This window comes from Candidatus Methanoperedens nitratireducens (genome assembly GCF_000685155.1).
Classification (GTDB): domain Archaea; phylum Halobacteriota; class Methanosarcinia; order Methanosarcinales; family Methanoperedenaceae; genus Methanoperedens; species Methanoperedens nitratireducens.
In genome coordinates, this window is the sequence record NZ_JMIY01000003.1 from 348,824 (window position 1) to 362,916 (window position 14,093).

General features: G+C 44.4%; 14 protein-coding genes. 8 read left to right on the forward strand and 6 right to left on the reverse strand.

Annotated features, from left to right (window positions below):
- Nucleotides 1–199: 199 nt before the first annotated feature.
- The gene (locus tag ANME2D_RS08395; RefSeq protein WP_394295700.1) at nt 200–505 is read left to right on the forward strand and encodes a DUF2551 domain-containing protein; all 306 of its coding nucleotides are present in this window, start codon (nt 200–202) and stop codon (nt 503–505) included.
- A 28-nt stretch (nt 506–533) separates the two neighbouring features.
- Here ANME2D_RS08395 and ANME2D_RS08400 read toward each other — a convergent pair whose 3' ends face one another.
- A complete protein-coding gene (locus tag ANME2D_RS08400) occupies nt 534–1,871 on the reverse strand; it encodes an ammonium transporter (protein ID WP_241763335.1) in 1,338 nt (445 codons plus the stop codon).
- Between the two features lie 190 nt (nt 1,872–2,061).
- Here ANME2D_RS08400 and ANME2D_RS16875 point away from each other — a divergent pair, with 190 nt between their 5' ends.
- Complete coding sequence (locus ANME2D_RS16875; RefSeq protein WP_052368700.1) at nt 2,062–2,460, forward strand: cytochrome c maturation protein CcmE domain-containing protein; 399 nt, start codon at nt 2,062–2,064, stop codon at nt 2,458–2,460.
- A gap of 214 nt (nt 2,461–2,674) precedes the next feature.
- Here the strand turns inward: ANME2D_RS16875 and ANME2D_RS08410 are convergent, their stop codons facing one another.
- From ANME2D_RS08410 to ANME2D_RS08425, 4 genes are read right to left on the reverse strand one after another with little or no spacing between them, the layout of a single operon-like run.
- The gene (locus ANME2D_RS08410) at nt 2,675–3,652 is read right to left on the reverse strand and encodes a polyprenyl synthetase family protein (RefSeq protein ID WP_052368702.1); all 978 of its coding nucleotides are present in this window, start codon (nt 3,650–3,652) and stop codon (nt 2,675–2,677) included.
- An 8-nt stretch (nt 3,653–3,660) separates the two neighbouring features.
- Nucleotides 3,661–4,338, reverse strand: coding sequence for a hypothetical protein (locus ANME2D_RS08415; RefSeq protein WP_048090486.1), 678 nt, complete (start codon nt 4,336–4,338; stop codon nt 3,661–3,663).
- Nucleotides 4,335–5,315 carry a geranylgeranyl reductase family protein gene (locus ANME2D_RS08420; protein ID WP_048090488.1) on the reverse strand — a complete coding sequence of 327 codons (981 nt, stop codon included), beginning with the start codon at nt 5,313–5,315 and terminating at the stop codon, nt 4,335–4,337. Before ANME2D_RS08420 ends, ANME2D_RS08415 begins: the two co-directional genes overlap by 4 nt.
- Before the next feature lie 3 nt (nt 5,316–5,318).
- Nucleotides 5,319–6,032 (reverse strand): hypothetical protein, encoded by a 714-nt coding sequence (locus ANME2D_RS08425; protein ID WP_052368704.1) that lies wholly within the window; start codon nt 6,030–6,032, stop codon nt 5,319–5,321.
- Nucleotides 6,033–6,236: 204 nt separating this feature from the next.
- On the opposite strand from ANME2D_RS08425, the gene cooS reads away from it, so the two are divergent.
- Nucleotides 6,237–8,174 (forward strand): anaerobic carbon-monoxide dehydrogenase catalytic subunit, encoded by a 1,938-nt coding sequence (gene cooS / locus ANME2D_RS08430; RefSeq protein ID WP_048090490.1) that lies wholly within the window; start codon nt 6,237–6,239, stop codon nt 8,172–8,174.
- A 98-nt stretch (nt 8,175–8,272) separates the two neighbouring features.
- Here the strand turns inward: cooS and ANME2D_RS08435 are convergent, their stop codons facing one another.
- Nucleotides 8,273–8,521: a hypothetical protein gene (locus tag ANME2D_RS08435; RefSeq protein WP_048090492.1), complete on the reverse strand. Its 249-nt coding sequence runs from the start codon at nt 8,519–8,521 to the stop codon at nt 8,273–8,275.
- A gap of 128 nt (nt 8,522–8,649) precedes the next feature.
- Here ANME2D_RS08435 and ANME2D_RS17365 point away from each other — a divergent pair, with 128 nt between their 5' ends.
- The 5 genes from ANME2D_RS17365 (at nt 8,650) to ANME2D_RS08455 (ending at nt 14,092) form a co-directional block, all read left to right on the forward strand.
- Nucleotides 8,650–8,799 carry an AbrB/MazE/SpoVT family DNA-binding domain-containing protein gene (locus ANME2D_RS17365; RefSeq protein WP_081810198.1) on the forward strand — a complete coding sequence of 50 codons (150 nt, stop codon included), beginning with the start codon at nt 8,650–8,652 and terminating at the stop codon, nt 8,797–8,799.
- A 585-nt stretch (nt 8,800–9,384) separates the two neighbouring features.
- Nucleotides 9,385–11,277, forward strand: coding sequence for a Glu-tRNA(Gln) amidotransferase subunit GatE (gene gatE / locus ANME2D_RS08440; protein WP_048090494.1), 1,893 nt, complete (start codon nt 9,385–9,387; stop codon nt 11,275–11,277).
- A gap of 108 nt (nt 11,278–11,385) precedes the next feature.
- A complete protein-coding gene (locus ANME2D_RS08445; RefSeq protein ID WP_048090500.1) occupies nt 11,386–12,738 on the forward strand; it encodes a sulfatase-like hydrolase/transferase in 1,353 nt (450 codons plus the stop codon).
- 104 nt (nt 12,739–12,842) lie between these two features.
- A complete protein-coding gene (locus ANME2D_RS08450; RefSeq protein WP_048090502.1) occupies nt 12,843–13,658 on the forward strand; it encodes a type IV toxin-antitoxin system AbiEi family antitoxin domain-containing protein in 816 nt (271 codons plus the stop codon).
- A gap of 2 nt (nt 13,659–13,660) precedes the next feature.
- Nucleotides 13,661–14,092 carry a nucleotidyl transferase AbiEii/AbiGii toxin family protein gene (locus ANME2D_RS08455; protein ID WP_052368706.1) on the forward strand — a complete coding sequence of 144 codons (432 nt, stop codon included), beginning with the start codon at nt 13,661–13,663 and terminating at the stop codon, nt 14,090–14,092.
- Nucleotide 14,093 lies beyond the last annotated feature (1 nt).

The following is a 14,093-nucleotide window of genomic DNA, read 5'->3' on the forward strand; positions in this document are numbered from 1 at the left end:
ATATAAATCTTATTGAAGAGCATAAGGCTAAGCATACTGATTTATAAATATGGTGCGACAGATGCTGGTATTTCAAAAACTAAGAAAGCCAATGCAATAGACCCAGAAACTCAATTTTGAATTTAAAATTATCTTCTGCTACTCAAAGCATGGAAAGGTATAAACTCTTAAAATTTAATAGTGAAAAATGGTGGTCTAACTGAATATCGAAGGAAACGAAAAGATAAAGACACGCCTCACAAAGTATCTGATGCGGGACGAAACAGGCATAAGGAAGTCTGTCTTAAAACTATTCCTCAATAGTAAACCATATACCACCCAGGAGATATTTGATTTTCTTATCAAAGAGGGCTTTGATGTTAATTATAGGGGAGTTTCAGCTATGGTCGGGCTTATGAATACAAGGCTTGGTATCCTGAGAGTGGATGTAAAAGGAGATCATAATATCTATTCTCTTAAAAATGAATATAAAAACGCTGTAAAGGCCACTATGGATAATTACTAAAAAACTGAAAATTCTTGAGATCCCCATCTCACGAATAAGCCTTCTCAGCATGTTGAGAAAGATCTAATCCTATGGCCTCCTCATCATCTCTGACACGCAATCCTATGGTTACATCAATAATCTTTGCAATAATCAAGGTCACCACAAAAGCATACACTGAAGTCACACCTACTGCTACTATCTGCGTTACAATCTGATCTGCATTGCCGTCTATCAAACCTGAGCCAGCAGGATTCACTAAAGTGGTGGCAAATATACCTGCTGCAATGATACCCCATGCTCCGCCTATGCCGTGGCAGGCCCAGACATCGAGGGATTCATCTATGTTTCGCCTCATTCTGAAGAGCATTGCGTAATAGCTTACCACTGCTGCGACTGCACCTATCACCATAGCTGCCAGAGGTGTAACAAAACCAGATGCAGGAGTAACTGCTGCCAGCCCAACCACGGCTCCAGTGGCTATACCAAGACCGCTTGGTTTTTTATAGTACCAGCTCAACAGTATCCATACCAGTGCAGCAGTACCACCTGCTATATTTGTTACCACAAATGCGCTTGCTGCAAGTCCATTGCTTGTTACTGCGCTGCCTGCATTGAATCCGAACCAGCCAAACCACAGAAGCGCAGCGCCCAGAATAGTTATAGGTATGCTGTGAGGCTCCATTGTATATTTCCCGAATCCCCTGCGTGCGCCTATCACCAGAGCAACAGCAAGAGCTGACATCCCGGCGCTTATATGCACAACTGCGCCTCCTGCGAAATCAAGCGTACCCATTTCGCGAAGCCACCCTCCAGTGCCCCATATCCAGTGCGCTATTGGATCATATACAAGGGTTGCCCAGAGCACAGAGAATATAAGGAAGGCGCTGAACTTTATTCGCTCAACAAATGCACCTGTAATCAGGGCGACTGCGATGATGGCGAACATGGCCTGGAATATCATGAATGCCAGTGCAGGAACAGTGGCAGCGTAATCGGCATTCGGCTCCTGACCCACACCATTGAGCCCAACCCACTGAAGGTTCCCTATTACGCCTCCCACATCAGGGCCAAAGACAAGGCTGTAGCCAAAGAGCACCCACTGCACGCTTATCAGTGCAAGGATCGCAAAGCTTAATATCATGGTTGAGAGAGCATTTTTCTTCCTCACCATGCCTCCGTAGAACAGGCCTACTCCAGGGATCATTATCATCACGAGCGCAGTGCTGATAAGGACCCACGCGGTATCGGCCTTATCTATTTCTGGCACTTCGGCCGCATAAACACCATCTGCCAGCGTTGAAAGTAAAATTGCTGCAAAGAAAATATATTTCAAATATCTTATAGTTCTTTTAATATCCATATTCTCACCTTCCATGCCTACCATGGCATACGGATACCTACTGTAGATAGCTAATATTTAAATTTAACCTATGCAAGGAGAAAACTATTTATTAAAGAAGTGGAACATGCTTTTCTACCCAGAGCTGCACAAAACCGCTGATTAGCACCCTCACTGAGGAAGAGCAAAGAAGAAACATTTAAGGATAAGTAGTACAATGTGTTTTGTGAGATAAATGAACAAGAAACATCGTTTTGTATTTGGATTCTCCATAGTTGTTATCTTATTAGGCTATCTGGCACTTACAAGTGGCGTGCTCTCGAACCAGTATGAGGTCAGTGAAGCGGTCGCAGCAAAACAAAACCTCACAGACAGTGTGATTATTGTTAACGGCTCAGTGGTCATGGGTACTGAGAAATGGGATGCTCTCAATCGCACATTTACTTTTAAACTGACTGACGGTATAGAAACGATTGACGTTATCTACACAGGTGAGAGGCCAGACATACCACCTGATGCCACAAGCATCCAGGCAGTAGTAACCGGGAGATTCAACGACAGCATGTTCGAATCATATAAGATGCTAACAAAATGCCCATCCAAGTATGATGCTGCTGATGATATCACTCGGTAAAGTTTCTTATCCTTATGTCTCAGGCTAATCTCTTCTAAATAAAAGTATATATCCTAAAAAATCATACTATAGTTCCTGACCTTAAGGGTCAGGAGGCGTAAATTCTATGGCAAAAAAGGAAAAGAAGCCAAAAGGGAAGCCAGAGCCTAAGAAGTAACCCGGTAAACGTCAATTTCTTCTTTTTTCTCTTAGAATGCATGGTCATTTGATCATTCTATCCTTCTCTGATTATCATATCTGCAATCCCGGATGGTGCATCAAGCAGGACCTTCTTATATTCTATGTATAGCACATCTATGGAGGATATTATTCCCCTGGATCTGATAATCTCCTTATCAAGAATGCTGCTGATGGTTCTCTGTACGTCCTCATGTGACCATAACTGCTTTATCCTGGATAGATGCGGTGACAGGCTCTTACGATGCAGAAGGGCTTCTTTAACAGGTCTATCTATGTTCATGCACTCAAGAAGCAACAGCTCTGAACCAAATCCGCTGATCTTTTTCCCTTCAATTACCTGCTCTAAGTCTGCTATATCATCAGCTATCTGCATTACTTTACCACATCTGAGCCCGTATTCTGCAAACGATATAGTATCTTTCCTGTACATGCATGTCCCATCAGATACCGGGTTACAGCCGTCGGATCTTATCAGATATCCCCACGCAGTAGCCAGGCTGAATAATTTTCCAGTCTTCCGGGTGATTATGGCATCATAGAGTTTAATTGCTGGCAGGTCAGGTCTGTGGAACAGCTCTTTTATAATACCTGAGACCATTCCTCTTTGCGTCTCTGCCAGCATCCGTACATATGATTCTCCGTATTGTGCCACGATATCATACGGAATACTCAGAACATCTATCGTATCCAGCATAGCCTTCTTATGCCCTCTGGTAAGATGCAGAGTTGTCAGCCCACGGCGCTCTGTATCCTCATCGAGCATATCATCAAGGATAAGCGAGGCACTATGAGCAAGCTCAACAGCGCAGGCCAGATCAAGTGCACAGGATCGATCCTGATCTTTATCAGATACAGCATCAAAAACCAGAAGTAAAAGCCCTGCACGTATTCTTTTTCCTCGCAGTAGCATCGGAAGTATATCCGGATCTGATATTTTTTTCTCAGCTATGAGTTTTATACGATCATTTATCCCTGGTCTTATTTGATCAAGATATTCCTTGAATGTTCTCATTATCTACCCTATCGCATCCACACCCTTCCAGAGGATAATGCACCGGCGAGTGCGTATATCAAAAGGAAATGTAGTCCGAGTAACCTCCATGCAATCTTATATTCCTGCGTCTTGGTGTGCTCATACAGTGCAAGCATCACATAGCCATAACCAAAACCGAATATACCAAGACCTGCTATGATAACCGGGTTTACATCCAGACCGGCAGCAAGCACCTGTGCAAGATAAGATGATACCGGTATTGCCGCCATACCCAGGGCGCCGAACTCTACTGTATGGAAGCTCCAGAGTTCAAGACCGTATAACACGCAGAAAAGTATGCCAGTACCAACTGCCACACCGGGAAATGGAGATTCCAGCAGGCGGTTTGCGTATATCCCTATCAATGATGCCAGTATGAACAGACAGACACCTGCTGATACAAGAGTGGCATCACCGAATACGGTTCTCCAGGGTTTCCCTGCAAGGGTAGTATCATCAAGCATGTGCTCGCCATATAGTAAAAGAAACACAACTGCAAGAGATAGAACCAGAACTGCATAATCTATGACTTGAAGTGCGACTGTCCCGACTATGACAAGAGACAGAAATGCCAGCATGAAGGGCATGTGTATAAGGGTGAACAGGCCGCCCGGGACACTTTTATTATATACCAGGTATCTATACCACTCTAACTGCCGGTTCATTTCCTCGCCCTCATCAACATCTTCAAAGCATCCCAGAGATGAAGCTTCATATTCATCCTCTTTGTAGTTTCTTTAAGTATCAGGCCGTCTCTTATACCAATCCGCTCTCCTCTCCTGAGCCTGTCCACTACCCTGCGTTCCTCTTCCATCCATGAGAACTCATTAAGTATCGCACGCTCATATGCAAGAGGATAATCCCAGTTCTTAGCTAATATCTGTGCGCTTCTCATCCCGGGAATGATACCCTCGCCTGCAAGCGGAGCCACGCATCCGATCGCTTCGCCTGTACCCCATATATTTTTGGATATGTACGGTCTGCTGCCGAGCGGTGCGGTTAAGCGAACTCTACTGGCGCAGCTACAGAGTACCTCCCTTTTTTTATTTCCATCGCCTTGTTTAACCCAGCTCAGGTTTTTGAGCATATCATACGGCTTGACCACAAGACTGCCTGCCCCTATATGATATATATCATCGGATAGTGGAAAAATCCATGCATACCCTATCCTGCTGATCTTAATACTCATATCAAGAGGTTCTGAGCTGCGAACACAGTACTGGATACATGGAAAGATAAGATCATCCTTTATCTCTGGTAAATATGCACGTAAAACACCGGTAGCATCAATTACCCTGTCGTATTCTGCAGTATCTATCGGTGATCGTTGTATTACTGCATCCTGCAGCAGATCTGATATGAGAAGCGGCTTATCAAAGGTCAGAGCATATGCTTCTATTCTCATCTCATCCATCATAATATGATCAAACTGCATCCGTGTGTATTTGGCCGGATCAAGTCCAGCATGCTCAACAAGCGGCTCAAACCCAAGTGAAGTACCCCAGGCACACGGGCTGATATCGCAGTTTGTTTTATGCTGCTGTTCCTGTTCAAATACAGATACATCATCGAATCCCTGGTTGCGCAGCAGCCTGTACAGGTATGCACCTGATATTCCTGCGCCAGCAATTGCTATTCTCATTATTTACCTCAGAAGGAAAGAGAATGCCAGAAAATAACTCATGAGGCATAAGAGCTTAAGAGCAGTCTCAGGTTTATGTGTATAGTATTCAATGCGCTTTACTGCAGTGGCTTTGCCATGTTTCCCTTCATCTTCGGCATAGCTCTTCCGTATCGCCCTTACATACCTTGATAGGGTGATCTCTATAGCAGAGATCAATGCTGCCAGAGCCGCCCATGTAAGAAATGTTCCATTGAGCGTTAATGTATTCATATAAAACCCGACCATTACAGGGATGAATCCGAATGATACTGCAAACCAGAAATCATTGTGAAAGAATCCATTCATGAATCTGGAGTTCGGATATGCCCATACGAAAAAAGTCTGCAGAGGAATAATCCACAGCAGATGCCATGCAGCAAGTTTTACCATCCAGTATATGCCTATCAGCACGGCTATACTCACGGCGGCCAGTCCGAGCAGCAGCAGTTCTCCGGGTGCCAGGTATTTTACATAACTGCTGCCCATTCCTGGCAGTTGATCAAAGGCATGTGCTGCAATCCCAAGCCCGAGGAAGTACGCGATCATGATCCACACAAGAACATCCCACCTGTTAACACCTGCAATCCCGAACCCGATTGCAAGGAAGCTCAGGTTCATTGCTGTATATGGAAGGTGCAGTATAGTCCATATCTCAGCCTGCTTTGAGCCTTCAAGCTGATACCAGGTCTTTTTCATGGTTAAAAATACATCACTCCCTGTAATTGTATAAGTTCTCAATATAATAGTATTATCAGCGTAACTACAAGAATTTTTCCGTTATTTGACGCAATTTTAATTATTAATAGGCTATATGGAGTATCTATCTATAAGTAATAATGAATATCTTTATATCTTATAGGAGATTACTATGGTCATAACCAAGAATTTGGAGGCATATAAATGGCTGATTTATTGAAGAAAATAGGATTTGGCAAAGATAAAGATAATGCAGTAGATAATGCTAAAGAGAGTATCTCGGCACATAAATCCACACAGGAGATGTACGAGAGAACAAGTAAGATGAACATACCCACAATATTTGATCGCTATAATGCCCAGCAGCCACAGTGTACTTTTGGGGCACAGGGAATATGCTGTCAGTTGTGCAGCCACGGACCGTGCAGGATCACAACCAGGGCCCCAGCAGGCATATGCGGTGCGACCGCTGATGTCATAGCAGCCAGAAACTTCCTGAGACTCACAGCAGGAGGTGCAGCGGCTTATACCCACCATCTGGAGCTGGTTGCAAAGACCCTGAAGGCAGCAGCACAGGGAAAGACATCATTTAAGATACAGGACCCTGGAAAGCTCAGGGCAGTTGCAGGAGCCCTTGGATTAGATACCACAAAGTCAACTGAGGAGCTGGCAGTTGCCCTGGCTGATGCAGTGCTTGCTGAAATCAAGAAGGGCGCAGATGAACCTCTGCTTCTTGTTGAGAAGTTCGCACCAAAGACCCGGCTTGAGATATGGAAGAAACTCGGTATCATACCTGGCGGAACATATGCAGAGGTGGGCGATGCGATGACAAAGACGCTTACATCAATAGATACAGACCCTGTGGATCTTTTGCTCACAACTCTCAGGGTAGGAATAGCCACAGGATATATGGGACTTGTAGCTACAATCACGCTTCAAGATATTCTCCTTGGAACCCCGGCCCCGACCACTTCTTCAGCAGATCTCGGTATAATCGATAAGGATACAGTTAATATAGTAGCGCACGGGCACATCCCGCTCATGGCAACATCTGTCCTTAAGGCATCCCAGAGCCCTGATATGCAAAAACTCGCAAAAGAAGCAGGTGCCAGGGATATAAAGCTTCTGGGTTCCATGTGCACAGGCCAGGAACTCATGCAGCGCTCAGCTACCTCTGCAAAAGGATTTGCCGGACAGACAGGTAACTGGATAAACCAGGAGTTCCTCATTGCCACAGGGGCCATAGATCTTGTTATGATGGATCTTAACTGCTCCACACCCGCCCTGAAGACAATGGCAGATAACTTCCATACAAAGGTTATCTCGGTCGATAAACTCGTCAGGATGGCAGGTGTAACAGACCACCTGGACTTTACACCGGAGAAAGCGGATGAGCAGGCAAATCAAATAGTGAAAATGGCAATAGATGCCTACAGAAAGAGAAACAACGGCAAGGTCCATATACCCGGATATAAATCAGACGTCATGGCAGGCTTCTCTGTTGAGAGCTGCAAGGCTGCCCTGGGAGGAAGCTGGAATCCACTCATCGATGCCATAAAGGCAGGAAGTGTCAAGGGAATAGTGGCAGTTGTGGGCTGCACTACAGCAAAGACAAAACATGATACTGTCTCGGTCAGGCTGTCCCGTGAACTCATAAAGCGCAATATGCTGGTGATAAACGCAGGCTGTGTCAGTTCGGCTACGCAGATAGAAGGACTCATGAGACCGGAGGCAGCAGAACAGGCAGGCGAAGGCCTGAAGGCAGTTTGCAAGTCACTCGGGATACCGCCGTGCATCAACTACGGCTCATGTGTTGATATCGGTAGAATAGGCGTAGCTGTGACTGAGATCGCAGCAGCGCTGGGAGTCGACCCGAGCGCCCTGCCAGTTGCGGCATCAGCACCAGAGTACCTTGAGCAGAAGGCTGTAGCCGACGGGGCATTCGCGGTAGCTTTCGGATTGCTGCTGCATCTCTCACCCGTGCCACCGGTCACAGGTGCACCGCTTGTGGCAAAGGTACTCACAAACGATGTTGAGTCGCTCACCGGAGGAAAGGTGATTGTTGAACTCGATCCAGTCAAGGCAGCAGATGCGATCGAGGCACATATCAATACCAAGAGAAAAGCACTCGGATTGCCGTAAATTTCAAACGGCTTAAAAGATGCGCCATATCCCGGGTGCATCTCTTCCTTTTTTTTCGATTATAGTACCTACATAAAATCGGCTGCTGGCAGCGTTAATTATCGGCTCTGGCTTCTCTGGTGATCTGCCTGTTTCTTTTTCGGGGGGGCTTTCTCATCGGTGCTTTCTTCGTATGCTATTATCGTCTTGTGGTTTAAAAACGTGAAATGTAACGTCTTGTCTCTCTGTTTTTTTTGAATGAAGTGGGGTGTTCCGTATTGGGCTACCAGGGCCTCAAGCACCTTTTTCTCTACTATGATGGCATCTTTTTCCACATTCAGGGCATTGATTACCGGGTATTCTGGCATGTTTTTCACCTTCCTTTCTGTGAGTTACATTGATTCTTTTCTTTATTTGTATTTAAATTTATCTTTTATTTCTTTAAAATTCAATATGCCGTAATAATATTTAAGTTATTGTAATTACAATTTATCCAATGATGGGCGAAATAATAGATATCGCAAAAGTGAGTAAAATCAATCAGATTACAATACCAAAAGCTGTTCGGGAGATTTTAAAGTTAAATCCAGATGATAGGCTTGTTTTTAAGAGAGAAGATAATAAAATCGTTATAGAAAAGGCTTGATGTGTGTGCTCAATATTTAGTTTGAGATTGAATTTAATTTTTCATTCGTTGGGTTCATCCTTGTGGCTATAATCGCTGTGTTGATTTTATTCTATATTTTACGAACAATAGTGGTGAGAACAAACCGTAAAGCTGCGGCATAAAAAATCAGTTTTTCTTAAAAATTCTATCTTTTATGGCGTTAGTTGATTCATCTAAGGAGTATTAATAGTTTTTCTCACTATTGAGACCATCCAATAATTCCAACTTTTCAAAAAAGCTCTCTGTGCCTCGGTGTCTCTGTGGCTTCATAAAAAACTTGCCACAGAGTCTGCTATGAACGCTGTTCATAAATGAACATGAAAAAGACGATTAACAACGAACTCAAAACGAACTTAAACGAACTCATAAGCCCGAGTTCGTATCGAGTTAGTACCAGTTCGTTGTTTATATTAGCTGAACCACATCCAAGTCTAAGATGCGATATAGTTGAACTTTTTCATACAAGGCACAGAGAACACAGAGATTACAATCAGGATTTCTTAAATTGGATGGGCTCGGACAAACAATAATCATTTTATATGTTGTCTCATATCAGAGACATCCATGGATCACGACTACAGGGCACTTGGATTAAAAGCAGGACTTGAGATTCACCAGCAACTTGATACTGAGCAAAAACTCTTCTGCGGCAGCCCTACCCTTCTTCGTGATATAAAGGAATCCAATTTTGAATTCATGAGGTATCTTCGACCGACACAGAGCGAGATGGGTATGGTTGACAGGGCAGCGCTTGAGGAGGTAAAATTTACAAAAAAATTCATCTATAAAGCATATGATACCACCTGTCTGGTCGAGGCGGATGAAGAGCCGCCGCGGGAATTGAATCAGGAGGCTCTGGACTATGCGCTTATGATCGCACGCATGTTGAATATGAAGATCGTGGATGAGCTCTATACCATGCGGAAGATAGTTATTGACGGCTCCAATACATCAGGCTTCCAGAGATCGGGTCTTCTTGCCACCCAGGGATATCTTGATTCATCCTCTTGTCGCGTGGGGATAGATGTGCTCTGCCTTGAGGAAGAGGCTGCCCAGAAAGTTGAAGAGCGCAAAGATTCAGTGGTTTATTCACTTGACCGCCTCGGTATCCCGCTTGTAGAGATCGGAACCGCGCCGGATATCATCTCACCTTCGCATGCAAGGGAGGTCGCAGAGAAGCTCGGGATGATACTGCGCTCAACAGGCAAGGTCAAGCGCGGTCTTGGAACCATAAGGCAGGATATCAACATCTCAATAGCACAGGGCGCAAGGGTGGAGATAAAAGGCGTGCAGGCGCTTGAACTAATAGAGATGATCGTGGAGCGGGAGGTAGCAAGGCAGATCGCGCTTCTGGAGATAAGAGATGAACTTAGAAAAAGAGGTGCATCAATCCAGGATAGAATTGTGGATGTCACACAGGTATTTGTGAACACATCTTCAAATGTAATATTAAAAGCATTGAGAGAAGGCACTGTACTTGCGGTAAACCTGCCCGGGTTTACAGGACTTGTGGGCAAAGAGATTCAGCCCGATAGGCGCCTGGGGACGGAATTCTCAGATTACGCCAAAAAAGCAGGTGTTGGAGGTATATTCCATACAGATGAGCTTCCAGATTACGGCATAACAGAGGATGAGGTGAGCGCGCTCAGAGGAGCACTGGGAGCACAGGACAAAGATTGCGTGGTCATGGTTGCTGATACAAAGGAAAGAGCAAGGGGCGCGCTTGAGGCTGTGATCGCCCGTGCAAAAGAAGCACTTGTGGGCATCCCTGAAGAGACAAGACGGGCGCTTCCAGATGGGAATTCAGCCTATATGAGGCCGCTTCCCGGTGCAGCACGCATGTACCCGGAGACAGATGTTCCTCCTGTGGAAATAACAGAGGAGCGGATCCGTGGTATAAAACTACCTGAACTTATTGATGAGCGCAGATCAAGATACATAAAGCAGTTTAATTTGAATGAGGAACTCGCAGGGATGATCGCGAGATCAGAGGATTTTATTCTGTTTGAGAGAATTATGCAGCAGGTACCGAACGCAAATGCGACTATGGTTGTGCGTACCCTTGAGACGACTTTACCTGAACTTGAAAAAGAGGGGATACCTGTAGATAATATTACTGAGGGGCACCTTGTGGATCTTTTCAGATTTCACTCCGAGGGAAAGATCCCGAATGAAGCAATCGGCAATATCCTGAGAACGATTACAAATAAGCCTGAACTTACAGTCGATAGGGCAGCCCAATCTCTTGGGATCGGGGTTGAGACCGGGGAATTAGAGGCCGTTATCGATAGGATCATAGAATCTAAAATCGATTTTATTAAAGAAAGAGGATTGAATTCCGTTGGTCCTCTGATGGGCGTGGTCATGAAGGAATTCAGGGGCAAGGTAAGCGGCCAGGAGATCAACAGGCTTCTAAAAGAAAAAATCTCCAGGAAACTGGGGATGATGAACAGTTGAATTTTACATCGCTTATAATGTATCCATAAGATTATTAGAGAGATGAGAAATATGAAGAACCGCAGATGAACGCAAATGAACGCAGATTAAACCTGTTGGGGAAACATTATGCGAAGCCTTATTAAAACAAATCTGATAATTTTAATACTATTATCTTCTCTCTCATATACCGCTTTTGGCGTCCCGGAAATAACACTAAATGATACCCAGAGACCCGGCGGAGCTATTCTTTTTATTGTTGATGGACTGGGTTCTTCATATTATTATCCTGAATTCACACCTTATGCGCTTGATGGCAGCGAGCTTTTAAAAGCAAGAACCCAGAACCTGAGCTTTGGAACCAGGATAATAAATATCAGAACTACAAAGCCCGTAACAGGCATCGCACACTCCATCCTTGTCACAGGCTACTCAGAGGCGAACGAAGAAGTGGTTGGCTATCCTGATGCGACTATTTTTGATATCACAAGGCAGCACGGATTTATCAACCTGGCCGTGATGCAAAGAGGCGATTTCTTTAACATGCGTGAGGAGCAGGATATAATACTGTTTGCACAGAACAATTCAATTGATAAACCTCTGATATCGATCCAGAGTAAAAATCCACCTGCCGGAGTTTATGAATTGATGTACGACTGGAAGATGAAGCTTCCCGCATATCTGGATAACCGGTCAGGTGTAGATAAATATTCTGCTTATAACAGATGGGGTATTGATACTGCCAATGCAGTTGCGACACTTATGATCGAGAACTATCCGTCCCAGAAATTCCTCCTGACGGTGAATATAGGTGCAATCGACAGCGGAGGTCATAATCTCGGAGATAGTAGATACATCAGGCTGATTGAGGAACTTGACAGGGACATATCCTCTCTATATAAAACTGCATCAGAGAACAATATTGCCCTGTTTTTCACAGCCGACCACGGTATGTCCTTTGCCAGCAGGAATGCACAAAGAGGCGGACACTCATCAGATAAATACTCCTCAAGTATGGAGAGCCTGAGAATACCCCTTGTCATTATATCCCCGAATACCATACCGGATATAATAAGCGGGGAATACAGACAGGAGGATATAGCTCCGACACTGCTTAGCGTTCTTGACCTTCCCAATCACCTCCAGTACGTAAACGGTAATTCCATCGATATAAAGAACTATGCAAGCATCTTTATAACAGCCGATTCAGAATATAAGATCTCGTTATGGAGCGGGGATCGAAGGGTATCAGAAGGCACAGGCTCGGAGATTATCATTGCAGGGCTTCCTTTGAACACGAGCTATACGCTCAGGGCAGCAGGCGATGCCGGAACATACGAGGAATATCTGTTCCTTGATTCTGATAAGCAGTTTGATTTTAAATCCCGGGAAGGACTGAATTACAGGGAGATCACCGCGGTCATCCTGATATTGATTGTAAATATTACCGGGCTGATGATCATAAGGAGAATAAGGGACTAATAGATGCCTCCATTTAATCTGAGGCTAATGTTCTTTCCCCTTGAATTTACTGTAAATAGAAATTTATTAATACTTGTGTAACAATACTCTCTTTTAACAAGAGTATGATTACACGAAACATAAAATTAGGAACAAATGAACTCAAGCTGCTATTTACTTTAGAAGAGGAGAATAAATCAGTCTTCTCAATAAACGATGCAAAGCGAATTCTCAGTACCTCGACCCCCTCTGTCTGGAATGTTATATACCGCTTAAAGAAGAAGGGAAGGATTGAAGAGATAGAAAAAGGAAAATACCTGCTGATACCAGCACGAGCAGGATACGAGGGATCATGGTCAGAAGTCCCATACCTACTCGTTCCTCATATCATAGATGTCTATTACATCGGCTTCTGGTCAGCCCTTAACTACTGGGGCATGACAGAACAGGTTCCCCGTGTGGTCTTTGTTGCGGCAACACAGAGGAAAAGAGATCTGGATTATGGAGCTACGCGGTTCGAATTTGTCACATTGAAGAAAAAGAGGTTTTTCGGATATGTTGAAGAAAAGACCGCCAGGGGTACATTCAATATATCTTCGAGAGAGAAAACCATCATTGACTGCATGTTATATCCAAAATACTGCGGCGGGATGGATGAAGCCATCAAAGGGATATGGAACGCCAGAGATGAACTGGATTTTGTAAAGCTGCTTGAATACTCAAAAAGACTGGGAGTGAGTGTGGTTACGAGGAGGGTTTGTTATGCGCTGGAATTGCTCGGGTTAGCAGAAGAAATATGTTCTGAGATAGCTTTGAGCAGGTTGAAAGGATATATGTGGCTTGATCCTCTCGGACCAAAGAGAGCTCTGGAATACTCTAAAAAATACAAACTCATTATAAACCGAACAAGGGATGAGCTGATGGGCTGGATGAGGTATTAAAAATGGATGAAAATGAATTAAGAAGACGAGCCAGGAAAACAGGGTTCGATGTGGCGACCCTAGAAAAGGATTACGCACTGACATGGCTTCTCAGCGGCATTTACTGGGAGAACTCACAGCTCAGGGATATCCTCATCTTTAAAGGAGGGACGGCGATAAGGAAAGTTTACTTCCCTGAATGGCGTCTTTCCGAGGATCTGGACTTCACGGTCATGCAGAAGATCGCCCCTCAGAGTTTGAAACAGGGTTTTGAGCAGGTTTTTATATCAATCAACAAGAGGAGCAGTATAGTTTATTCTTTCCGTGCTTTTAATGCAGGAGAGTATGCTATATTTGCTGATGTTCAGTTCCTGGGTCCGATAGGATTCAAGAATAAGAGCCTATCCGAAAAGTCCAGAAGCTCTGAACGTTATCCATGCACATGCGAAGTGTAAC